The organism is Geodermatophilus obscurus (assembly GCF_900115395.1).
GTDB classification, from domain to species: Bacteria; Actinomycetota; Actinomycetes; order Mycobacteriales; family Geodermatophilaceae; genus Geodermatophilus; species Geodermatophilus obscurus_B.
The window spans coordinates 403864-427201 of sequence record NZ_FOWE01000004.1 but is presented as its reverse complement, the minus strand read 5'-3'; the positions used below and the strand labels follow the sequence as shown (position 1 = coordinate 427201).

Genomic DNA, 23338 nt, shown 5'->3' with positions numbered 1-23338 from the left:
ACGCGGCGCAGGGCCGCGGCCGATCCCAGGAGTCCCGATGTCCCGACTGCTGCACGTCTCCTCGTCACCGCGTGGGCCCCGGTCCGAGTCGCTGGCCCTGGCGGCGACGTTCCTCGACACCTACCGCGAGCACAACCCGCTCGACGACGTCGACACCCTCGACCTCTGGGACGGCACCCTGCCGGACTTCGGGCCGGCCGCCGCGGCCGCGAAGATGGCCGTCTTCGCCGGTGAGGAGCCCCAGGGGGCCGCCGCCGAGGCGTGGTCGCGGGCCGTCGCGACGTTCCGCCGGTTCGACTCCTACGACCGGTACCTGTTCAGCGTGCCGATGTGGAACGCCGGCATCCCCTACGTCCTCAAGCAGTTCATCGACGTGGTCAGCCAGCCCGGGATGGTCTTCGGCTTCGACCCGGTCTCCGGCTACACCGGCCTGCTGCGCGGCAAGAAGGCCGCCCTGGTCCTCACCAGTGCCGTCTACGGCCCCGGTCGCGGACCGGCCTTCGGCTCGGACTTCCAGGCTCCCTACCTGCGCGACTGGCTCGCCTGGGCAGGCGTCCCCGACGTCGAGGAGGTCGCCTTCCGCCCGGACCTGGCCACCGCCGACGCCGCGGCCGACCGGCTCCGCGCGCACGAGGCCGCCCGCCGCCTCGCGGCGAAGTTCTGATCCCCGGGCGCCGTCCGGCGCCCGGTCCGCACCACTCCCGAGGAGCCGTCATGACCGCACTCATCTCCCGCGAGGAGCTCGCCGCGGCGATCACCGCCGGGCGCGTCACCGTCGTGGACGCACTGCCGGAGGCGTACTGGGCCCAGCAGCACCTGCCCGGGGCGCTCAACCTCGTCCAGGACGACGTCGACCGGGTCGCCCCGGCGCTGCTGCCCGACCGCGACGCCACCGTCGTCACCTACTGCTCGAACGCGGCCTGCCCCAACTCGCACGCCGTCGCCGCCCGGCTGGAGGCGCTCGGCTACACCGACGTCCGCAGGTACCGCGAGGGCATCCAGGACTGGGTCGAGGCCGGCCTGCCGGTCGAGTCGGCCCCCCTCGCTGCCCACTGACCCGCCGCCCACTGACCCGCTGCCCGGCCGGGGCCGTGTCCCCGCTCCGGCCGGGCAGCCGGTGTCCCTGCCCGAGGAGACCGCCGTGTCCACCCCCGCCGCACCCGCCGGCCCGCCCGCCGCGGAGGACGTGGTCCGCGGCTTCCTGCGCGACGTCCGCTCCGGGCGGCGCCTCGACCGTGCCCGCCGCTACCTCGCCCCCCGGGTCCGGGCGCACCAGGGACGACCCGGGGCGGTCTCCGCCGTGGTGGAGCGCACCCCTGAGGAGTACGTGGCCCACGTGCGCGACATGCTGGGGGCCGTCGGCCCCTGGGTGTTCGAGGTGCTCGACGTCGCCGGCACCGGCGGACCGGTGGAGGCCACCTGGCGGCAGACCGGCGTCGCCGCGCAGGGGCCGGACCGGGGCCGGACCGTCGTCGAGCACGGCCGCGCCGGCTACGTCGTGCAGGACGGCCGCATCACCGAGTACTGGATCGAGTTCCACCAGGAGACCGCACCGCCGGATCGGTCCCCGACAGCCCGCCCCGGCCCGTCCTGACCGGCCGGGGACCGTCTCCCTCACCCCGTGGAGCCCGCGATGCCCTCCCCCGAGAACCGGACCGCGACCGGCCGGACCGCCGCCGCCGAGGTCCTGCGCTACACCGCCTTCAGCACCGACCCGCGCGGCGGCAACCCGGCCGGCGTCGTCCTGGACGCCGCCGGGATGACGCCCGCCGAGATGCTCGCGACCGCCGCCGACGTGGGCTACTCCGAGACCGCGTTCCTCGTGCCCCGCGGCGACCGCGTCGACGTCCGGTACTTCAGCCCCCGGGCCGAGGTCAGCTTCTGCGGCCACGCCACGATCGCCTCCGCGGTCGCCCACGCCGAGCGCCACGGACCCGGTCGCCTGACGTACGCCACCGCCGCCGGGCCGGTCGAGGTGGTCACCGGCCGGGCCGATGACGGGTCGTGGCAGGCGACGCTGACCAGCGTCCCACCGAGGTCGGCCCCGCTCGGGACGGACGACCGCCGCGACCTCCTGGCCGCCCTGCGCTGGTCCGAGGACGACCTCGACCCCGCGCTGCCGGCCCGGGTGGCCTACGCGGGCGCCTGGCACCCGGTCCTCGCCTCGGTGACGAGGGCACGGCTGGCCGCACTCGACTACGACGGGGACGCCCTCGGTGCGCTGATGGCCCGCCGGGGGTGGACGACCGTCGCACTGGTCTGGCGGGAGGACGCCCTGACCTTCCACGCGCGCAACCCGTTCCCGCCCGGCGGTGTGGTGGAGGACCCGGCCACCGGTGCGGCCGCCGCCGCGCTCGGCGGCCTCCTGCGCGAGCAGGGCCTGGTGACGCCCCCGGCCACCGTCACCGTGCTGCAGGGCGCGGACATGGGCCGGCCGAGCCGGCTGACCGTCGACGTCCCGCAGGACCCCGCGAGCGGCATCCGCGTGACCGGGAGCGCCGTCGCCCTCCCGGACGGCGGAGCCGGCCGCTCCGGTCCCCGTCCGTGAGCTCACCCGCCCCGTCTCCCCACCAGCCGAGGACGTCCTGTCCAGCCGCGTCCCCGTGCTGGTCGACGTCACGGCCGCGTGGTGCCCGCCGCGCCGGATGGTCGAGCCGGTCCTGCGGGAGATCGCCGCGGACGGGTCCCACCGGCTGCGGGTGCTGACCCTCGACGTCGACCGGGACCCGCTCGATCGTGCAGGCCCCGGAGCCCCACCTCGGGCCAGCCTCCGCGCGCCGAGCCCACGCGACCCGTCACCGGCGTGACAGGTCGGCGACAGCGCACCGCAGCAGCCTCGGCCCCGCATCCACCCGACGACAGAGGAGGGACCATGACCGTTGAGACGACGTCACCGCTGCCCGGGCCGGCCCACCGGCCACCCGCTCCCAGACGGCTCCGGCGGTGGGTTGCCCGGCGGCCGCTCACCGCGTTCACCGTGCTCGTCTTCGCCGCCGGCTGGCCCGTCCTGGCCGTACCGGCGCTGTCCGCGCACGGGGTGCTCCCGGGCGGGGCGCTCCCGGTCGAGCCGTTCGTCCTGGCCGCCCTGCTGCTGGTCATGCTCCCGGCGGCCCTCGGCGTGACCGCCGTCGTCGACGGCCGGCCCGGCGTCCGGGCGCTGCTGGCCCGGGCCCTGCAGTGGCGGTTCGGAGCCGGCTGGTGGGCCGCGGTGGTCCTCGGCCTGCCGGTCACCACGCTCGCCGTCGGGCTCGCCTCCGGCCGGACCCCGACCGTCGACGGCGCCGCGGCGGTGCTCCTCGACGCCGTGGTGTCGATCGGCACCGCGCTGCTCCTGGTCAACCTGTGGGAGGAGACCGTCTGGGCCGGGTTCCTGCAGACCCGCCTGCAGCGACGCCACGGCCCCGGGACGGCGGCGGGGCTGACGGCCGTGGCCTTCGCCGGCATCCACGTGCCGCTGCAGCTCACCGGGGAGGTCACGGTCGCCTCCGTCGCCTCCGCCGTGGGCCTGCTGCTGGTCCTCGGGCTGCTCGTGCGGGTCCTGGCCGGTGTGGTCCTGGCCGGGACCGGTGGCAGCGTGCTCGCCGTCGCCGTCCTGCACGCGCTGTTCAACGCCTCCACCGCCGAGGACGACCTGGTCGACCGCCTCCTCTCCGGTGGCGCCCCGCTCCCCCTGGCGGTCCTCGCCGCCGTCCTGCTCACCGCGGCCGCCGCGGCGGCACTGCGGGCCCGCCGCCGCGCGGGACGGCAGCGGGCCGGTCGTCCTGGCGCAGCCCACCGCGGGCGATGACCAGCCGGCGGATCCGGTCGATGCCCTCGTGCACCCGGGTGGTCCAGGACCGCTGGCGGCAGGGTCCGTCGCCGCGTCCGCGCTGCGACTCGTCGACGTCGACGCGATCCGTCCGGTGCAGGCGACGGGCGGGCGGTCCCTGGCCGGCACGGACCACCGACGTCCCGGTCCCCGGGCACGGCCATCCCGGTCAGGTCGGCGACGACGTGGTCGACCACACCGTCCGAGGTCACCGCAGGGCGGCCGAGCTGCACCTACGCTGACATCGACGTGATCGGCCGATGAACGGATGAGCTCGGTGACCGACCCCCTGAGCTCGCTGTTGCGGGCCGCACACCTGCTCTCGCCGGCCGAGCTCGGCGCCACCGTCGCCACGTACGCGCGCGAGCTGGGGATCGCGGAGACGGTGCTGTACCTGGCCGACTACGAGCAGGTCACCCTCGTGCCGCTGCCCGGGAGGGGCGTCCCCGAGCGGCACGGGGTGCCGATCGAGGGCACGTTGGCCGGCCGGGCGTTCCGCCGGGGCGAGGTGCTGTCGGCCTCGACCGACGGCGGGGTGCGGCTGTGGGTGCCGCTTCTCAACGGCGTGGAGCGCCTCGGCGTGGCGGAGCTGACCCTGGGGGAGGCGCCGGACGAGGAGTACGAGACGCGGATCCGGGCCTTCGTCAGCCTGGTCGCCGAGTTGCTGGTCGTCCACGGCGCCTACAGCGACGTGTTCGCCCGGCTGCGGCGCCGCAAGGCGCTGAGCCTGGCCGCGGAGATGCAGTGGGAGCTGCTGCCACCACTGACGTTCGGCACCGACCGGGTGGTCATCACCGGGGGGCTCGAGCCCGCCTACGACGTCGGCGGGGACTCCTTCGACTACGCGGTCAACGGCGACATCGCCGACCTGCTGGTCATCGACGCGGTCGGGCACGGGCTCCCGGCGGCGGTGCTGGCCAGCGTGGCGATCAGCGCCTACCGGCACGCGCGGCGCAACATGCTCGACCTGCCCGACATCGCCACGGAGATCGACGCCGCGATCGCCGGGCAGTTCCCGGGCAGCCGGTTCGCCACCGCGGTCATCGCCCGCCTGGACCTCGCCACCGGCCAGCTGCGGTGGATCAACGCCGGCCACCCGGAGCCGCTGATCCTGCGCGGCACCGCGTTGATCGCTCCGCCGCCCTGTCCGCCGGCGCGGCCGCTGGGCCTGCAGGACGGCAAGCCGGCCTGCTGCGAGGTCCGGCTGGAGCCCGGTGACCGGCTGTTGCTCTACACCGACGGCATCACCGAGGCCCGCTCACCGGCCGGGGAGTTTTTCGGCGAGCAGCGGCTGGCCGACTTCATCAGCTCCGCCCTGGCCACCGGCGACCCGGCACCGGAGACGGTGCGGCGGCTGATGCGCCGGGTGCTGGACCACCAGGCCGACCAACTGCAGGACGACGCCAGCATCGTCGTCCTGGAGTGGCGCACCGGCGACGAGCAACAGCTCCAGCTGTAGTCGTCCGCACCGAGCAGGGAGCCCGTGTGGCCTCCGGACAGGCCGACCGCCAGGTCCGGCCCGGGGCGCGGTGGAACCCCCGCTCGGCGCCGGTGTGCGTGCGGCGCCGCGGTCGGCGGATGAAGCGGAACTGGAACGGCGTCTACCGTGTAACGGGTTACGACCGCGTGAGCGGCACGATGGGGGATGACGCGTTGGGCCTCGGGACCACGGGGAGCAGCGGACGCCACGCCGACCCGACCGGCGCCGATCCGGTGGGCTGTGCGGCGCCGGGCTTCCGGCACGACGCGCTGCTCTACGACTCCGCCGAGGAGCTGGCCGCCATCGCCGGCCCGTTCCTGCTCGAGGGGCTCGCCGCCGGTGACGGCGCGGTGATCGCCGCCGGCCCCGACGTCACCGCCGTCCTGCGCGAGGCGGTCGACGAGGACCCGCTGGTGCTGGTCCTCGACCGGAACGCCCTGTACCGCTCCCGCACGCCGACCGCGATCACCACCTTCCGCGGGCTGGCCGAGCAGGCCAGCCCCGGCCGGCGGGTCCGGGTCGTCGGTGAGGTCGACTTCGGCGCCACCGCTGCCGACCGGCACGAGTGGCAGCGCTACGAGGCCGTGATCAACTCCGCGTTCGCGACCTCGCCGCTCTGGGGGCTGTGCATCTTCAGCACCGCGCTGCCCGAGCCGCTGCTCACCACGGCCCGGCAGACCCATCCCCATGCGGTCAGCGCCGCCGGCCGCACGGCCAACCCCGGCTACGTCGACCCAGCGGCCTACCTGGCCGGACTGCCGGTGCCCGAGGAACCGCTGGAGCACACCCCGCCCGCCTTCGCCGTCGACGACGTCACCGACTTCGTCGGTCTGCGACGCGCCGTCCGCAGGCTGCTGTCCGCCGTCGACGGCCCGGAGGACCAGATCGAGGACTTCCTGCTGGCCGTCGACGAGATGGCGTCGAACGGGATCCGGCACGGGCGCCGTCCGGTCAGCCTGCGGCTGTGGACGGCACCGGGGAGGCTGGTGTGCACCATCGGTGACTCCGGTGGCGGCCCGAGCGACCCTTTCGCCGGGTACGGGCCCGCGCACGGCGAGGACCTGTCAGCCGGTGGCATGGGACTGTGGCTGGCCCGGCAGCTGTGTGACCACGTCGCGCTGCGCCGGGACGCGCACGGCTCCAGCGTCCGGCTCGTCACCCGGTGGACCTGAGCACGTCCGCCACCCGGCCCCGCCCGCGTCGGACCCGACCATCCCCACGGCCTCGCTCCCACAGCCGCTGTGCCGCGGCAGGCGGATCCCCGGCGCCGGGGTGTCCCCACTCCTCCTCGACTCGCCGCCCGCCGACGTCCTCGGGCGGCGCCACGCGATGACGTCGGGAGCGCGCCGACGCGCCCGCAGTCACGGCCGTCGCGCGCCGCAGGCGTTGCCCAGGGCGGGCGGCACCGAGCTCACTCCCCCGCGTGGGGGCAGGGCATGGCCGGGTTTGCCCCAGAGCAGCGCGGGCAACGTCCGGCACTCCACTGCGCCCCGCTGCGGCGCGACACCGGAACGCCGAGGGGCCGGCCGTGGACATCGCGAGCCGCTTCGTCGAGGAGCTCGACGCCGAGGCCGGCGTCGCCGGCGACGATCCGGACCTGCTGCCGGTGCGGCTGGCCAGTGCTGCCGCCACCGTTCTCGGCGTCGACGGGTCGGGCTGAGCATCCACGGTGAGCCCGGCCTGCGGACTCCTCTGGCGGCCAGCAGCGACGTCGCTGCCACCGCCGAGCGGCTGCAGTTCACCGCCGGCAGCGGGCCGTGCCTGCTCGCCGCGGAGACCGGGTTCCCCGTCTCCGGCAGCGAGACGGCTCTGGCGCGCCGGTGTCCGGTCTTCCACGACCTGCTGGTCACCTCCACCCCGCTGCGCAGCGCGCTCGCCTTCTCCCTGCCCGGGCGGCTCAGGGGGATCGGTGCGATGGACCTGTACTCCACCGACCCCGCCGGTGTGACGGCCGTCGACGTCTTCGCAGCCCGGTGCGTGGCCGAGCTCGTCTCCGACCACCTGGACCTGGCCGCCGACTGGTCGGTGTGGACGCCGACCGAGCTGCCGGCGTGGTCGGACACTCCCGACGCGCGTCGCCGGCCCGGCTGTGGATGGCCGTCGGCATGCTGCTGCCGGCGCTGGAGGCACCCGGCACCGACGCGCTCGCGGTCCTGCGCGGCTACGCCCACGCCGCCGGCCGGACCGCCGACGACGTCGCCGACGATCTCGTCGAGCAGTGCGGTGAGGTGCCCCGCTACACCCGGGAGTGGCAGCGGAGGACGAGCACGGCGATGTCGTCGTCGGTGCGGCCGTCCACGATCCGGGTCAGCATCTGGTCGCAGAGCTCGTCGAGCGGCAGGTGCACCAGCTCGGCGAGGACGCCGGTGAGCCGGGTGAGGCCGTCGTCGATGCCGCTGCGGCCGTGCTCGACGACGCCGTCGGTGTAGAAGACGACCGTGTCGTCGGGCCGGAGCAGCGTCTCGTGGTCGGTGTGGGGGCTGGCCGCGCCGGTGCCGAGCAGCCGCTCGGCGGCAGTGTCGAGCAAGCGCACGGTCCCGTCGGGACGCAGCAGCACCGGGGGCAGGTGCCCGGCCGAGGACCAGCGCAGCGTGCGCAACCCCGAGCGGGCCTGGTCGGCCGACTGCTCGACGCGGGCGACCAGGACGGTGGCCAGCGAGCCGATGGCCAGGCCGGCGAGGACCTCGTCGACCCGGGCCAGGGTCTGGGCGGGGCTGCCGCCGCGGTCGTAGGCGATCGCGCGCACGATGCTGCGGACCTGCCCCATCGCGGCCGCGGCGTCGACGTTGTGCCCCACCACGTCACCGATGACCAGCAGGGTGGCGCCGTCGGGCTGGGTGAAGGCGTCGTACCAGTCCCCGCCGACGTGCATGTGGGTGGCCGCGGGCACGTACCGCACGGCGATCTCCAGCTCGTCCGGCTGCGGTGGCGGGGTGAGCAGGCTGTGCTGCAGCGTCTCGGCGACCTTCAGCTGCCGGCTGTAGAGGCGGGCGTTGTCCAACGACACCGCGGCCCGGCGGGCGACCTCGACGGCGGTGGCGATCTCCATCTCGGTGTGCGCCGGACGGCCGGCGCTGATCATCAGGACCAGGGCGCCGAAGGTCTCACCGCGCGCCCGCAGCGGCACGATCGTGCAGGAGGTGGCCTCGAGCCGGTCCCAGGCCGCCCGGACCGCCTCGGTGGACAGGGACGGCTCGACCAGCGCCTGGTCGATGGCCAGCTGCACCGGTTCGCCGCTCAGCAGCGCGGCCACCAGCGGGCTGTCGTCGCCGGCGCCGCGGATCCGCCCGGCGAGGTAGGTGTCCAGGTCGGCGCGGCGGGCCGGATCGGTGTGGGCGTGCGCCTCGGCGGCGGGGCGGCCGTCGTCGCCGATGAGGGAGACCATCGACCAGTCGCCCAGTCGGGGCAGCACCAGCTGCGCCAGCTGCGCGGCGGACTCCCCGGCGTCGAGAGTGGAGATCATCGCGTCGCTGACCTCGGCCAGGAACCGCAGCCGGTCTCCGTCGGCATCCCGATCACGCTCGAGGACCCCGGCGTCGGTGACACCGTCGTCGTCGGTGACACGGTCGTCGGCGCCGGCCGGTGCCCGGCGTCCGGCGCGCGCGGGACCGGTCTCGCGGAAGGACAGGTGCAGCAGCCCGTCGGCGACCACGGCGGTCGCCGTCAGCCACCGCCCGGCCGGTGCGTAGAAACCCTGCCAGGTCACCGGGCTGCCGGTGCCGGTGCCGGGAGGGCCCGTGCTGCGGGCGTGCAGCAGGAGACTGTGGAAGACGGTTCCGCCCAGCTCGGGCAGGGCCGTCCACAGGTTGCGGCCGACCAGCGTGCTCGCGTCGCAGCCCAGCAGCGCCGCACCGGCCGGGTTGACGTAGCAGACGGTCCACTCGCCGTCGAGGACGGCCACGCCGTCGGGTAGGTGTTCCAGCGCCGCCGCCATCTGCCCGGGCCCCAGCCTGGCCGCAGCGGTCTCGGTCACGTCTGCTCCTCCACCAGCCGGGGACGTACGGCAGCATCATCCTGGACGGAACGGTCGCCGGGCGCGGCCGGCGGGAGGTCAGCGGACGGTGGCTCCGGGCGCCGCGGGGGCAGGTCGTCGTCGGAGGCGCGGAGACCTCGCCGTCGAGGTGACAGCACATCGGGCGGCCGTCGTCCGGCCGGGCGGCGACCGTCACGTGCGGCTGACCCGCCCGGTGCGCAGGTCGGCCTCGTCAGCGGGACCGCCATGTCGCGCCCGCCCGACGCCCCAGCGGAGCGGACCTGCCGGCAGCTCGCCGCAGCCGCCCCAGATCCTGCTCGGTCGGTGCGCAACCGCCTGTGCAGTCGACGTTGATCGGTACCCCGTCGAGCAACCCGACCGCCGCCATGCGACCGCACCGGGGACAGGTGTCCCAGCGCACTCGTTCGATCGCCACGTCTCTCCCGGCCGGCACCCGAGCACCGGCGGAGGAGGCCGCCGACACCCTGGGCTCGAGCTGGACCTACCTCGCTGACCGGGACCTTCCCTACCCGCACGCGAGGTGCCGGAACCCGTTCCCCGAGGGCGAGCCGGTAGAGCCCTCGCTCCTTCGCCGGAGGGCGGGTGTCACTCCCGCGCGTCCGCTCGACCGGGCGGACGCCGGTCGACGTCCTACCGCAGCAGGCTGCGGGCGATGACCATCCGCTGGATCTGGTTGGTGCCCTCGTAGATCTGGGTGGTTGACGACCTCAGCCCTCCGCTCCCCCGCTCACCTGAGCCTTCTCACGGCTACAGGTCAACCGGGAGCGGACTGCGCTCGCCGCCCAGGCCCGGACCGTGTCCGATCGATCGGCTGCTGCAGCGAGCAGGGAGGGCAGACACGTGGGGATGGTCCTGCGCCAGGAGGACTGGGCGGACGGCAACGACGACGTCCTGGCCCTCGTGGGTCCGTTGGGGACGGAGGCGGCAGGCAGGGCGGCGCTAGAGGCGATGCCGGCGGACCTGCCCGCGCCTCCGTCCCGGCACGAGCGGCTGTCCTCGATGCGCGTGACGCCTGCCTGAGCGTCGCGTGCGCCCGTGCGGCGCGCACCGTCGCGGGCTCGCCCCGTCCAGGAGAGACATCCCTGGCCGCAGGCGGCGCCCTCGACGTGCAGCCATCGGCATCCGTGCGCGCTGACGCTCGTCAGGCGCCCGCCCTGCAGGATGCGCGACGCATCAGCCAGGTGCGCGGGCCGCCGTCGGGCAGGTCGACGACGCCCGTCACCGTGAAGCCGAGGCGCCGGTAGAAGCGCAGGTTGGACTCGGCACTGGTCTCCAGGTGCACCGGCAACCCCTCGCGGTCGGCACGGTCCAGGCCGGGAGCCACGGCCGCCGTCCCCAGGCCACGCCCCTGCTGGTGCCGTGCGACGCCGACGCTGGCCAGGAGCACGTGCTCCTCGGTCGGCCGGTGGGCCGCCAGCACCGCCTCGGCCGCGGCCGCGGCGGCCGTCCGGCTGCCGGCCAGCTCAGCGGTCGCCGAGCCGATCTCGGCCCAGACGTGCTCGGGGACCGCGGCGCTGGGCAGCCAGACGGCGACGGTCGCCGGGCCCTCGGGGGTGGTGCCGATGTCCACGTGCCCGTACGGCAGGGCGATGGCATCGAGGTCGAGCCGGAACAGCCGGCACAGTCGCCGGGCGTGGTCGTCGGCGTCGACCGTCCACCGGGTCCAAGGGTAGTCGGTGAAGGCATCGGTCAGGACGTCGGCGGCGGCCGGGACGTCGTCGGGCCCGGCCGGGCGTACGTGCAGCGTCATCCGTTCCTCCATCTGCGCTGGGGGCCCTGCGGCCCGTCGGGGTCGGTCGTCGCGCCGCAGCCCCCGCATGCCGGTGCACGGCATGCGGAGGCTGCCGGGCGTGGGCTCAGGTGGCCTCGACGGTGAACGGCACGGTGATCACGTCGCCGTCGGCCAGGCGGAACTGGGCCCACAGCCGGTAGGTGCCGGCCGTGGAGAACTCGGCGTGGACGTCGAGCTCGGGTCCGAACGTCTGCCCGGGCAGGGCGAAGACCGGGCGGCCGGCGTCGTCCTCGACCTCGGCGTGCTCGTGGGCGAACGTCGCGCCGTCGGCCCGCATGACCACGACGTGGCCGGCGGCGGCGAGGTAGGGCTGCAGGTCGTCGACCGGCCGGCCGGTCGCCGCGTCGGTGAGGCTGAAGTCCAGGTCGCTCCGGCCGCCGACCTCCGCGTCCCCCTCGAGCTCGACCCGGACCCCGTCGACGACGACCGTGCGCGGGCCGGCGGTCAGCACCACCGGCGCCGGCGCGCTGCCGGCCACGGTGACCACCTGCCGCTGGTGGACGTCGCTCATCTCGCCCTGCCGCCGGAACTCCGTGTTGACGACGTACCGGCCGGCGGTGGGGAACGTGAGGTCCACGGCCAGCTGCCCGGGCCCACCGGTCGGCTGCGGGTGGACGTGCGCGAACGTGCCCAGGTCCTCCCGGGTGGCGATGAGGTGCATCCACGCCTCGTGGCTGCGGGTGAGGTCCTCGACCGGCTCGCCGGAGGCTGCGTCGACGACCGTGGCGACGACCCGCGTGGTCTCGCCGGGCCGGACCTGCGCGGGCAGCTCGAGCCGGACCTCGACGCCGGCGTCGGCGGCCTCGGCCGGCGGCACCTCGGCGGTCATCATCTCGCTCATCGCCGGGCGCATCGGCATGCCGGTGCCCTGCATCCAGGCCAGTGTCCCGTTCATGCCGCGCTCGGCGGCGTCCATCCGGCTCAGCGCAGTGAGGCCGGCACCGAGCGCGAGGGCGACGACGGCGACGCCGGTCAGGTAGGCGTACTGCCCGATCCGCGCCCGCGCCGGCGGGTGCAGGATCTCGGCCACCGTGGCCGGACGGCGGAACCGGCGCAGGCGCAGCGCGTTGGTCAGCACGCTGACCGAGCTCATCGCCATCGCGGCGCTCGCCAGGACCGGGTCCAGCAGCAGCCCGTCCCAGGCGTACAGCGCGCCGGCGGCGACCGGGACGAGCAGCAGGTTGTAGCCGAAGGCCCAGGCCAGGCCCTGCTTCATCGTCGTGACCGTGCGCCGCGACAGGGCGATCGCCGAGACGATGCCGCGCAGGTCCCCGCCGACGAGGGTGACGTCGGAGGCGGCGATCGCGACGTCGGCCCCGGTGCCGATAGCGATGCCGACGTCGGCGGCCGAGAGGGCCGCGGCGTCGTTGACCCCGTCACCGGCCATCGCGACGACGTGCCCCTGCTCCTGCAGCCCGCGGACCGCCGCCGCCTTGTCGGCCGGCAGCACCTCGGCGAGCACGTGCTGGATGCCGACCTGGGCGGCCACGGCCCGCGCGGTCGCACTGTTGTCCCCGGTCAGCATCCACACCTGCACACCCAGCGCCTGCAGCTGCGCGACGGCCTCGGCGGACTCGGGCCTGACCGTGTCGGCGACGGCGATCGTCGCGGCGGGCCGCCCGTCGACCGCGACGAACATCGGGGTCTGCCCTGCCGCGGCCGCGCCGGCGGCGGCGTCGGTCAGTGCGGACACGTCCACGCCGTGGGCCTCCATCAGGGCCCGGTTGCCGACGAGGACGCGGCGGTCGTCGACGACGGCGTCGATGCCGTGGCCGGGGACGGCGTCGAAGGAGCCCAGCGCGGGCCGGCGTAGCCCGCGGGCGGTCGCGGCGGCGACGACGGCCTCGGCGACGGGGTGCTCGCTGCCGGTCTCCGCGCCGGCGACGAGGGCCAGCACGTCGTCCTCGGTCCAGCCGCCGACGGTGGTCACCGAGGTGAGCGACGGCCTGCCGCGGGTGATGGTGCCGGTCTTGTCCAGGACGACGGTGGTGACCCGGCGGGCGGTCTCGAGCGCGTCGCCGTTGCCGATCAGGATGCCCAGCTCCGCGGCCCGGCCGGTGCCGACCATGACCGCGGTCGGGGTGGCCAGGCCCAGCGCGCACGGGCAGGCGATGATCAGCACGGCGATCGTCGTGGTGATCGCCATCGTCAGCCGGCCGGTGTCCGGGCCGGACAGCGCCCACGCGAGGAACGTGGCCGCGGCCAGCAGCAGGACGACGGGGACGAACCAGGCCGAGACGCGGTCGGCCAGCCGCTGCATCGGCACCTTCGCGCCCTGCGCGTCCTCCACCAGGCGGACGATCTGCGCCAGCGCGGTGTCCTCGCCCACCGCGGTGGCCCGCAGCACCACGGTGCCGCTGCGGTTCAGTGTGGCGCCGATGACCGGATCGCCGACCGCCTTGTCCACCGGCAGGCTCTCGCCGGTCAGCATGCTCTCGTCGACCGCGGTGGCGCCGTCGGTGACGACGCCGTCGACCGGCACCTTCTCCCCCGGCCGCACCCGCACCAGGTCGCCGACGACGACCTGCTCGACCGGGAGGTCGACCTCCGCGCCGTCGCGCAGCACCCGCGCGGTCCTCGGCGCGAGGCCCACCAGGGCGGTGACGGCCGCGGCGGTGCGCTTCTTCGCCCGGCCCTCCATCCACCGGCCGGCCAGGACCAGCGCGAGGACGACCAGCGAGGTCTCGAAGTAGACGTGCAGCGGCAGGCCCCAGCGCTCGGCGGCGGCCGGCCAGAGGGTGACGAACGCGCTGTAGGCGTAGGCGACGCCGGTGCCCAGCGCCACGAGGGTGTTCATGTTCGTCGACCGGTGCCGGGCCGCCGTCCAGGCCGCCCGGTAGATCTCCCGGCCGGCCCACGCCTGCACGACCGTCGCCACCACGAGGATCGCCGGCATCAGCCAGTCCATCGTGTCCAGGTACAGCGGCACGTACATCAGGACCATCAGGCCGAGCCCGACGGCCAGGGTGACCTGCCACTTCCACCTCAGCGCGGTCAGGTGCGCGTCGTCGCCGGCCTCCGGGGCCTCGGCGGGGCCGGGCGCCGGCTGCGCCTCGCGGCGCGAGGTCGCGGTGTAGCCGGCGCGGGCCACCGCCGCGGCCAGCTCGTCGATGCCCACCTGCTCCGGGTCGAAGTGGACGGTGGCCACCTCGGTGGCCAGGTTGACCTCCGCGGCGGACACCCCGTCCACCCGGGTGAGGGCCTTCTCGACCCGGCCCACGCAGGAGGCGCAGGTCATGCCACCGATCTCGAACGTGCACGTGGCGGTGGCCTCGGTCGCCGCAGGCGGCGGCGCGGTCGTCGTCATGGCGGATCTCCTGGTCGGACGGGTCCTGTGGGTGGACCGATGCTCGGCGGCGGGATCCCGGCTCGGACCGGGGAAACCGCCGGGTCCGGGGGCGGCGGTCAGCCCCGGGCGGCGTCGGCGTAGGCCGCGGGCGTCCACGCGGCCTGGATCTTGGGCCGGAGGGTCGCGCCCAGGCGGCGGTAGAACCGCTGCGCGTCGACGTTGTCGACCTCCACGCCCCAGCGGACGAGCAGCTGCTCGGGAGCGGCCAGGCTGGCGAGGGCGGCCATGAGCCGCCGGCCGACGCCGGCGTCGCGGTGCCCGGGGCGGATGTAGAGGTCGTCGAGGGCGAGGACGTCGCCGCCGGTCCACAGGTGCAGCTGGCGGACCGCGGAGACGTAGCCGACCGCGCGGCCGTCGCGCTCGGCCAGCAGGACGACGACGTCCGGTCGCGCGAGCAGCGTGCGCCACCGCCCTCCGTCGACGTGCACGTGCACGGACTGGTCCTCGTGCTCGGCGATCTCCCGGACCATCGCGGCGACCTCACCGGCGTCAGCCGGTGAGGCCCGCCGGATCCCGGTGGCGGTCCGTGCAGGGTCTGTCGTGGACAGCTCGGTCATGGCGGGCTTCTGGGTGGGTGGGGCGGCGCCGGCCCGGGATGGACCGGCGCCGCGGGATCACTGGGTGGCGATGGCGGAGAGCACGTCGAGCCGGGCGGCGCGGCGGGCCGGCAGCAGGCCGGCGGCCAGCCCGGCGAGCACCGCGGCGACGACGATCGCTCCCAGCTGGGCGACCGGGACCCGGACGACCACCGGGGTGTCCGAGGACAGGCCGGCCAGGGTGGCGACCGCCAGGCCGAGCCCCAGGGCGAGGCCGACGACGACCGCGACGGCGGCGACCAGCACCGCCTCGGCGCGGACCATCCAGGACAGCTGCGTCCGGGTCGTGCCGACCGCCCGCAGCAGTCCGATCTCCCGCGTGCGCTCGACGATGGACAGCGCCAGGGTGTTGGTGATGCCCAGCAGCGCGATGAGGACGGCGAAGCCGAGCAGCACGGTGACCAGTCCGAGCACCTGGTCGACGGCGGCCGCGCGGCCTGCGGCGGCCTCGGCCTGGTCGAGGATCTCCGCGTTCGGGAAGTCCGCGACCGCCGCACGCAGCGTCTGCCGCGCCTCCGCCGGGTCGACGTCGTCGGTGAGGGCGATGTAGACGGTGGCGTCGACGTCTTCGGTGAAGTGCTCCGCGTAGGTGTCCAGCGAGATGACGTAGCTGGTGGACAGCGCCCGGGCCGAGTCGTCGTCCATCAGCCCGACCACCCGCAGCCGCTGCTCCCCGTGCCGCGGGAGCGTCATGGCGAGCGTGTCGCCCACCCGCAGGCCGCGTTCTGCGGCGACACCGGTGGCGAGCACGATCCCGCCGCCGTCGAGGGCGGCCAGTTCCCCGGCGGTCATCTCGACGCTGGCGACACGCGGCAGGGTGGCCGGGTCGACCGCGGTCAGCGCGCTGGTCGTGCCTGCATCGAGCCAGTGCCCGTAGCGGACCGAGCTGACTGCGGCCACCTCGGGCAGGGCGGCGATCCGGTCGGCGACCTCCGGGGAGAGCCCGCCGAGCATCTCGTCCCGGCTGCTCTGCACCAGCAGGTCGGCGGTGATCGCCTCCGTCGAGGTCGCGCCGATCGCCTTCACCGAGCTACCGAGCACCGTCACGAAGACGATCAGCGCCAGCCCGAGGGCGAGGGCCGTTGCGGTGGCGGCCGTGCGCCGCGGGTTGCGCACCGCGGACTCGCGGGCCAGCTGCCCGGGGACGCCGAGGCCCAACAGCGGGCGGCCGACCGCCCGCGCGAGCCGGGGAGCGAGCACCGGGCCGAGCACGACCAGTCCGGCCAGGAGGAGCACCGCACCCACGGCCACGCCGGCGACGTCGCGCAGCAGCGCGGCAGTGACCAGCAGCGCCACGCCCAGGCCGAGCGCAACCCAGCCGGTGACCAGCCGGCGCCGCCGCGGGGCGGACGGGGCCGGGTCGGAGGCCCGCATGGCCGCCACCGGGGCGGTCCGGGCGGCCCGGCGGGCCGGGCCCAGCGCGGCCAGCAGGGTGATCACGGTGCCGGCGGCCAGGCCGACGACGACCGTCCGGCCGGTGACCGTCAGCGGCCCGTCGGGCAGCGCCAGTCCCGCGCTCTGCGCCAGGCCGCGCAGCGCGTGGGCGGCGCCGATGCCGGCCGCGGTGCCACCGGCTGCGCCGGTGACGCCGACCAGGAGCGCCTCACCGAGCACGGAGGCGAGGACCTGCCGGCCGGTGGCGCCGGCGGCGCGGAGCAGCGCCAGTTCCCGGGTCCGCTGGGTGAGGACGATGCCGAAGGTGTTGGCGATCAGGAAGGCGCCGACCACGAGCCCGGCGGCGGCCAGTGCCAGCAGCACGATGCGCAGGTACTCGATGCTCTCCTTCGCAGCGTCCGCGCTGGCCGCGGCGGCGTCCTGGGCATTGGTGACCGCGTACTGCTCGCCGAGAGCGGCGGCCAGGTCGCCGCGCAGGTCGGCGACCGGGACGCCCTCGGCGGCGATGACGTCGACCGAGGTGACCCCGGTGCCGAGGTCGAGCAGCGCCTGCGCGGTGGGCAGGGCGGCGAGCACGACGGTGCTGTCGGCCAGCCCGTCACCGTCGCCGACGCCGGTCAGGCCCACGACGCGGAGCTGCCGGCTGGTGGCCGCCGAGACGACGACCGTGTCGCCGAGGTCGATGCCGTGCCCGGTGGCGGTGGCCGCATCGAGGACGACCTCGCCGTCGGCGACCGGAGCACGCCCGGCGCGCAGCTCGTACGCGGTGAACGGGGCCTCGGCCCAGGTGCCGAGGACGGTCGGCCCGGCCGGTTCGACGGCCCGTCCGTCCACCTGCAGCTGCCCGGGGCCGGAGGCGACGGCCCGCACCCGGTCGACACCGGGGGTGGCGCCGATCCGGTCGGCGAGGGCGGCCGGCAGCGGGTCGCGCTGCACCTCCACGCCCATGGCGGCGTCGAAGGCGGCGGCGCCCCGGACGGTGAGGTCCACGCCGGCGGCGGTGGTGCGGAACTGGTCGTCGAGCAGGCGGGTGCTGGTGTCGGTGAGCACCAGGCTGCCGGTGACGAAGGCGACGCCGAGCGCGACGGCCAGCCAGGTCAGCGCCAGCCGGGAGCGGGAGGCGAGGGCGTTGGAGAGAGCGAGGCGCCACATCGGGATCACGCCCCCACCGGCTCGTCGATCCGGGGCGTGTCGAGGCGGGCGAGGCGGGCCAGCACCGTCTCGGCGGTCGGGTCGGCCAGCTCGTCGACGATGCGGCCGTCGGCGAGGAAGACGACCCGGTCGGCGTAGGCGGCGGCGACCGGGTCGTGGGTGACCATGACGGTGGTCTGGCCGAAGGTCCGGGTGGCGTCGCGGAGGAAGGACAGCAGTGCCGCCCCGGCGCGGGAGTCGAGGTTGCCGGTGGGCTCGTCGGCGAACACCAGCTCGGGACGGGCGACGAGGGCCCGCCCGACCGCGACACGCTGCTGCTGCCCGCCGGACAGCTGGGACGGCCGGTGGCCGAGCCGGGGACCCAGGCCGAGCACCTCGACGAGTTCGGCCAGCCAGGCCGGGTCCGGCCGCTTGCCGGCGAGGGTGAGCGGCAGGGCGATGTTCTCCGCGGCGGTCAGCGACGGCACCAGGTTGAAGGCCTGGAAGACGAAGCCGAGCCGCTCGCGGCGCAGCAGGGTCCGCTCCCGCTCGGAGAGCTCGGTGAGGTCGGTGTCGCCGACGAGGACACGGCCGGAGTCGATGCCGTCCAGGCCGGCGAGCGCGTGGACGAGGGTCGACTTGCCGGAGCCGCTGGGCCCCATGACGGCGGTGAACCGTCCGGTGGGGATCGCGACGCTCGCGCCGTCCAGGGCGCGGACGGCGGCCTCGCCGCGGCCGTGGGTCTTCACCACGTCGATCGCGCGGGCCGCGAACGACGTGGTCGTCGCCGGCGCCGTGGCCGGTTGCCCGTCGGTGGTGGTGGTGGTCACGGGTGCTCCTGGGTGTCAGGGCCGCCACGGCGGCGACCGGATGGGGGCTGACGGTCCGGCGCAGGGATCCCGGCTGCCGGGTCGCCGCTGCCCGGGGGCTCGCGGTCCCCGGGCAGCGGCATCGGGCCCGCTAGGGCACGAGGGCGTAGCCGGCCTCGTCGACCGCGGCGGCGATGTCGGCGCGGTCGACGGGGCGGTCGGCAGTGACGGTGACGGTGCCGCTGGCGAGGTCGACGGTGACGGTCTCGACGCCGGCGACGGCGACGATCTCCTCGGTGACGGCTCGCTGGCAGTGCGCGCAGGTCATGCCGCTGACCTGGAAGGTGGTCGAGCCGATGAAGGTGCGGGGCGTACCGGACAGCATGGGAACTCCTCGGTGGGCAGGTGGTCGTGCGGTCGGGGACGAGAGTCGGCGTGGACGGGGGTGCGTCTCACCGGGAAGACCGCCGGGATCTCCACCGGGTCCGGCGTCAGTGGTGCGCGCCGTGTCCGGGGACGCCGGTCGCCGGCTTGCCGCCGGGGACGGCGAGGAGGGTCAGTACGAACAGGGCGGCGAGGGCGGCGGCGGCGGCGCCGAAGGCGCGGCCGTAGCCGTCGACGAGGCCGTCGACGAGGCCGTCGACGAGGCCGTCGACGAGGCCGGTGGAGGTGGCGAGGTCCCCGGCGACGGCGGTCAGGGCGGCGATGCCGAGGGCGGCGCCGATCTCGTGGCCGGTCATCACCAGCCCACTCGCCAGGCCGGACCTCTCCCCCGGCACGTCGCTCATCGCGGCCACGGCGATGGCGACGAACATGGGGCCGACTCCCGCACCGACCAGCAGGAAGCCGGGCAGCACGTCGGCGGCGTAGGAGGTGCCACCGGCGCGGGCCGCCAGCAGCAGCACGCCGGCGGCCATGACCACCAGCCCGCCGAGGACCAGAGGGCGGGCACCGACCCGGCCGATGACCTTCGACGCCGTGGCCGCGGCCAGGGTGATGGCGGCGGCCAGCGGCAGGAACTGCACCCCGGCGACGACCGGGGACGCGCCGATGACGGCCTGCAGGTACAGCGAGGTCAGGAAGATCGCCCCGACCACCACACCGGTCACGCCGGCCATCACCGCCGAGGCGGAGACCAGTGACCGCATCCGCCAGGTCGACGGAGGCACCAGCGGGTCGGCGGCACGGCGCTCGAGCCGGGCGAACGCGGCCAGCAGGACCACGGCGGCGGCCAGCGCGGTCCAGGTGCGCGGTGCGGTCCAGCCCGCGGATCGGGTGGACTCGATGCCGAACACCAGCGCCAGCAGTCCGGTCACCAGGGTGAGCGCGCCGGGGACGTCGAGCCGGCGCAGCGCGCCGGGCCGGGAGCCGCTCCGGGCCACGGCCCGCAGCGTGCCCAGCACGACGGCCGCACCGATCGGCACGTTGACGAAGAACACCGCCCGCCAGCCCAGCGCGCTGGTCAGCGAGCCGCCGAACAGGACGCCGGCGGCGATGCCGAGGCTGCCGACGGTGCCCCACACGGCCAGCGCGGTCTGCCGCTGCTTCCCGGCGTAGGCGGTCATGACGATCGACAGTGCGGCCGGCGTGAGCAGCGCGGCGCCGGCACCCTGACCGGCGCGGGCCAGGACGAGCGTCAGCGGGGTCTGCGCCAGACCGCTGACCAGGGAGGCGGCGGTGAACAGGCCGATCCCGGCGAGGAACGCCCGGCGCCGGTCGAGCAGGTCGGCGATCCGGCCGCCGAGCAGCAGCAGCCCGCCCGAGAGCAGGACGTACGCGCTGACGGTCCACTGGTAGTCCGCGGCGGACATGTGCAGGGCGTCGCTGATGGACGGCAGCGCGACGTTCACCACCGACACGTCCAGGATGACCATGAACTGGGCGGCGATCATGAGCGCGAAGACCGTCCACGGACGGCGGGGTCCGGCGCCCGGCGCCCCGGGCACCGGCTCCGCGTGGTCAGGACGTGCGTGGTGCGCGTGGCCGGTCGCCACCGGCTCGGTGGGGGGTCGGGTCGACATCGGTGCTCCTCGGTCGCGGGTCCGGGTGGTGGTGCGCCGCCACCGTCGACGCCCCGCACGACCGGTCGCGCCGGGGATTCGGCCGGGGAACCCCGCGGACGGCGCCATGACGGGCCGGGAGCCGGCCACGCGGTCCGGACCGGACCCGACCTCCGCGCGGGATCGGGCCGATCCCGTGCCGGATCGCACTAGGGTCGCGGCGTGCTGGCCGGCCGGGACGCGGAGCGCGCGACCATCGCGGCGCTCGTCGACGCCGCACGGACCGGCCGGGGTGGGGCGCTGGTGGTCAGCGGGCAGCCGGGTGTGGGCAAGTCGGCCCTGCTGGCCGACGCGGTGACCCGGGCGGACGGCATGACGGTGCTGTGCACGCAGGGCATCGAGTCCGAGTCGCCGCTGGCGTTCGCCGCCCTGCAGCGGCTGCTGCGCCCGGTCGTGGCCGACCGCGCCCCACACCTGCCGCAGCCCCAGGCCCGCGCGCTGCGGGCCGCCCTCGGTGAGACCGACGACGGTGCGGGTGACCGCTTCCTGGTCTTCCTGGCGGCGTTGGGCGTCCTCGCCGACGCGGGACAGCACCGTCCGGTCCTCGCCGTCGTCGACGACGCGCACTGGCTCGACGACGCCTCCGCAGCAGCCCTGCTGTTCGTGGCGCGGCGTCTGGAGGTCGAGCGGGTCGCCCTGCTGTTCGCGGCCCGCGACGCCGACGTGCGCACCTTCGACAGCGGCGAGCTGCCCCGGCTCGCCGTCGGCGGGATCGACGCCGACGCCGCCGGGCAACTGCTCAGCACCTGCTCCGGTGTCCCCGTCCCGCCGGACGTGCGCGACAGGCTGGTCGCGAGCACCGGTGGCAGCCCGCTCGCACTGGTCGAGCTCGCCGAGGTGCTGGCACCCGAACAGCTCTCCGGCCGCGTCCGGCTGCCGGCGCGCCTCCCTCTGACCGGGGGCGTGGAACGCGCCTTCCTCGACCGCTACCGGCGACTGCCGGAACCGGCGCAGACGCTGCTGCTGACCGCGGCGGCCGACGACTCCGGGCGGGCGCGGGTCGTCCAGCAGGCGGCGACGTCCCTCGGAGCGGACGAGGAGGCCCTGCTAGCCGCCGAGCGGTCCGGACTGCTGCGCGTCCGCGACGCCGCGATCGAACTCCGGCACCCGCTCGTGCGCTCGGCGGTGTACGGCGCCGCGACGAGCACCGAGCGCCGCCGGACGCACCGGGCGCTGGCCGCCGTGCTCACCGGCCCCGGGGAGGCCGACCGGAGGGCCTGGCACCTGGCCGCGTCGGTCGAGGAACCCGACGAGGCCGTGGTCGCCGAGCTGGACGCCGCCGCCGAGCGGGCCCTGGGGCGCGGCGGCCTGGAGGCGGCCGCGTCGGCGTGGGAGCGCGCGGCCGAGTTGTCGCCGGCCGGGGACCCCCAGGCCGGACGGCTGTACGCGGCTGCCCGCGCCGCCTGGCTGGCCGCGCAGCCCGCTCGCGCCCGTGCGCTGGTCGACGCCGCGGCCGCCCAGGCCGACGACGCGCTGCTGCGCGCCGACGTCCTGCGGCTGCGCGCCCGCATCGAGTGGAACACCGGTTCGCTGCACTCCGGCCGCCGGATGGTGCTCGAGGCCGCCGCGGAGGTCGCCCCGCACGACTCCCAGCGCGCCCGGGAGATGGCGATGTTCGCCGTCGCGCTCGCCGCCTTCGGCGCGCACTCGGCCAGCGCCGTGGACCCCACCGCCCTCGTCCCGCCGCCCGGGCCGGATGCGCCGCTGCGCGCCCGCTGCTTCTCCGACCTGCTGTACGGCCTCGACGCCGCCGTCCGCGGGAGCTGGGAGGCCGCGACACCGCTGCTCCAGGAGGCCTTCGTCCTCGCCGAGGACCTTGCCGAGGAGGACCTGGACCTGCTGCCCAACCTGGGCATCGCGGCGCTCCACCTCGGCGACGACGCGCTGACCCGTCGCTACCACGAGCAGCTGCTGACCCGCGCCCGGAGCACCGGTGCCGTCCTGATGATCCTCTACTCGCTGACGCGACTCGGGTTCGCCGAGCTGACCACCGGGCGGTGGACCGCGGCCCGCGCCGCGGCCGCCGAGGCGCTGCCGATGGCCGAGCAGTCCGGGCAGCGGGGGCTGGCCGCCCTGCCCACCGCCTGGCTCGCGCTGCTGGCGGCGCTGCGCGGCGACGACACGGTCGAGCAGCACCTCACCGACGCGGAGCAGATCTGCACCGATCACCCACTGGGCATCCTGGCCGAGGTGGTGCCCGACGTGCTGCGCTGGGCCCGCGGCGTGCGCGACGCCGCCGATGCCGGCGCCGCACTGCACCAGCTGGAGCAGATCCGTCATCCGGTCACGCGCCGGTTGGCCGCGGTCGACCGCATCGAGGCCGCCGTGCGGGCCGCACGACCGGAGACGGCGCACGCCTGGGTCGAGGAGCTGGCCCGCTTCGCCGAGGCCACCGGCTCTCCCTGGGCGCAGGCCGTGGTCGAGCACGGCCGGGGGCTGCTCAGCGAGGGCCCGGAGGCCGAGCGCCACTTCGAGCAGGCGCTGGCCGCTCATGCCAGGACAGGACGCAGGCCCGACCGGGCCCGCACCCAGCTGGCGTACGGCGCCTTCCTGCGACGGTGCCGTCGTCGCGTCGACGCACGAGCCCACCTGCGCGACGCGCTCGAGACGTTCGAGGACCTCGGTGCGCGGCCGTGGGCCGACCGCGCACGACAGGAGCTGCGGGCGTCCGGGGAGACCGCCCGCCGCCGGGACGCCTCCACCGTCGTGGACCTGACCCCGCAGGAACTCCAGGTGGCGCGGTTGGTGCGGCGGGGACTACCCAACCGCGACGTCGCGGCCCAGTTGTACGTCAGCCCCCGCACAGTGGACTTCCACCTGCGCAACGTCTTCGCCAAGCTCGGCGTCAGCAGCCGCACCGAGCTGGCCGCCCACCCGCTCGACTGACCGACCCGGCGACGCCCCGGCGGTTCCACCGGTGCGAC

General features: G+C 75.9%; 18 protein-coding genes. 10 read left to right on the top strand and 8 right to left on the bottom strand.

What is annotated here, in order from left to right; all coding sequences use genetic code 11:
* Positions 1-37 precede the first annotated feature (37 nt).
* The 9 genes from BM165_RS10585 to BM165_RS26070 all read left to right on the top strand — a co-directional run bounded on the left by BM165_RS10585 (position 38) and on the right by BM165_RS26070 (position 6948).
* The gene (locus BM165_RS10585; protein WP_075013453.1) at positions 38-664 is read left to right on the top strand and encodes an FMN-dependent NADH-azoreductase; all 627 of its coding nucleotides are present in this window, start codon (positions 38-40) and stop codon (positions 662-664) included.
* Positions 665-714: 50 nt separating this feature from the next.
* On the top strand, positions 715-1056 hold the full coding sequence (locus BM165_RS10580) for a rhodanese-like domain-containing protein (RefSeq protein WP_075013452.1): 342 nt from the start codon (positions 715-717) through the stop codon (positions 1054-1056).
* Between the two features lie 85 nt (positions 1057-1141).
* A complete protein-coding gene (locus tag BM165_RS10575; protein WP_075013451.1) occupies positions 1142-1594 on the top strand; it encodes a nuclear transport factor 2 family protein in 453 nt (150 codons plus the stop codon).
* A gap of 39 nt (positions 1595-1633) precedes the next feature.
* Positions 1634-2548 (top strand): PhzF family phenazine biosynthesis protein, encoded by a 915-nt coding sequence (locus BM165_RS10570; RefSeq protein WP_075013536.1) that lies wholly within the window; start codon positions 1634-1636, stop codon positions 2546-2548.
* Between the two features lie 37 nt (positions 2549-2585).
* Complete coding sequence (locus BM165_RS26295; protein ID WP_083427232.1) at positions 2586-2807, top strand: thioredoxin family protein; 222 nt, start codon at positions 2586-2588, stop codon at positions 2805-2807.
* A 65-nt stretch (positions 2808-2872) separates the two neighbouring features.
* Positions 2873-3787, top strand: a complete 915-nt coding sequence (locus BM165_RS10560; protein WP_075013449.1) for a CPBP family intramembrane glutamic endopeptidase — start codon at positions 2873-2875, stop codon at positions 3785-3787.
* 298 nt (positions 3788-4085) lie between these two features.
* Complete coding sequence (locus tag BM165_RS10550) at positions 4086-5267, top strand: PP2C family protein-serine/threonine phosphatase (RefSeq protein ID WP_432276815.1); 1182 nt, start codon at positions 4086-4088, stop codon at positions 5265-5267.
* Between the two features lie 167 nt (positions 5268-5434).
* Positions 5435-6460, top strand: a complete 1026-nt coding sequence (locus BM165_RS10545) for a sensor histidine kinase (RefSeq protein ID WP_244274165.1) — start codon at positions 5435-5437, stop codon at positions 6458-6460.
* Positions 6461-6816: 356 nt separating this feature from the next.
* Positions 6817-6948: a hypothetical protein gene (locus tag BM165_RS26070; RefSeq protein ID WP_280140704.1), complete on the top strand. Its 132-nt coding sequence runs from the start codon at positions 6817-6819 to the stop codon at positions 6946-6948.
* A 576-nt stretch (positions 6949-7524) separates the two neighbouring features.
* Here the strand turns inward: BM165_RS26070 and BM165_RS10540 are convergent.
* The 8 genes from BM165_RS10540 to BM165_RS10500 all read right to left on the bottom strand — a co-directional run bounded on the left by BM165_RS10540 (position 7525) and on the right by BM165_RS10500 (position 20375).
* The gene (locus BM165_RS10540; RefSeq protein ID WP_075013446.1) at positions 7525-9261 is read right to left on the bottom strand and encodes a PP2C family protein-serine/threonine phosphatase; all 1737 of its coding nucleotides are present in this window, start codon (positions 9259-9261) and stop codon (positions 7525-7527) included.
* Between the two features lie 1162 nt (positions 9262-10423).
* Positions 10424-11032: a GNAT family N-acetyltransferase gene (locus BM165_RS10530; RefSeq protein ID WP_208976708.1), complete on the bottom strand. Its 609-nt coding sequence runs from the start codon at positions 11030-11032 to the stop codon at positions 10424-10426.
* A 106-nt stretch (positions 11033-11138) separates the two neighbouring features.
* The gene (locus BM165_RS10525; protein ID WP_075013444.1) at positions 11139-14381 is read right to left on the bottom strand and encodes a heavy metal translocating P-type ATPase; all 3243 of its coding nucleotides are present in this window, start codon (positions 14379-14381) and stop codon (positions 11139-11141) included.
* A 98-nt stretch (positions 14382-14479) separates the two neighbouring features.
* Complete coding sequence (locus BM165_RS10520; RefSeq protein ID WP_075013443.1) at positions 14480-14980, bottom strand: GNAT family N-acetyltransferase; 501 nt, start codon at positions 14978-14980, stop codon at positions 14480-14482.
* A gap of 57 nt (positions 14981-15037) precedes the next feature.
* Positions 15038-17566 carry an FtsX-like permease family protein gene (locus BM165_RS10515; protein ID WP_075013533.1) on the bottom strand — a complete coding sequence of 843 codons (2529 nt, stop codon included), beginning with the start codon at positions 17564-17566 and terminating at the stop codon, positions 15038-15040.
* A 5-nt stretch (positions 17567-17571) separates the two neighbouring features.
* Complete coding sequence (locus BM165_RS10510) at positions 17572-18375, bottom strand: ABC transporter ATP-binding protein (protein WP_075013442.1); 804 nt, start codon at positions 18373-18375, stop codon at positions 17572-17574.
* 130 nt (positions 18376-18505) lie between these two features.
* Positions 18506-18739, bottom strand: coding sequence for a heavy-metal-associated domain-containing protein (locus BM165_RS10505; RefSeq protein ID WP_177225163.1), 234 nt, complete (start codon positions 18737-18739; stop codon positions 18506-18508).
* Between the two features lie 106 nt (positions 18740-18845).
* Positions 18846-20375 carry an MFS transporter gene (locus tag BM165_RS10500; RefSeq protein WP_083427230.1) on the bottom strand — a complete coding sequence of 510 codons (1530 nt, stop codon included), beginning with the start codon at positions 20373-20375 and terminating at the stop codon, positions 18846-18848.
* Positions 20376-20576: 201 nt separating this feature from the next.
* Here BM165_RS10500 and BM165_RS10495 point away from each other — a divergent pair, with 201 nt between their 5' ends.
* The gene (locus tag BM165_RS10495) at positions 20577-23300 is read left to right on the top strand and encodes a helix-turn-helix transcriptional regulator (RefSeq protein ID WP_075013441.1); all 2724 of its coding nucleotides are present in this window, start codon (positions 20577-20579) and stop codon (positions 23298-23300) included.
* Positions 23301-23338 lie beyond the last annotated feature (38 nt).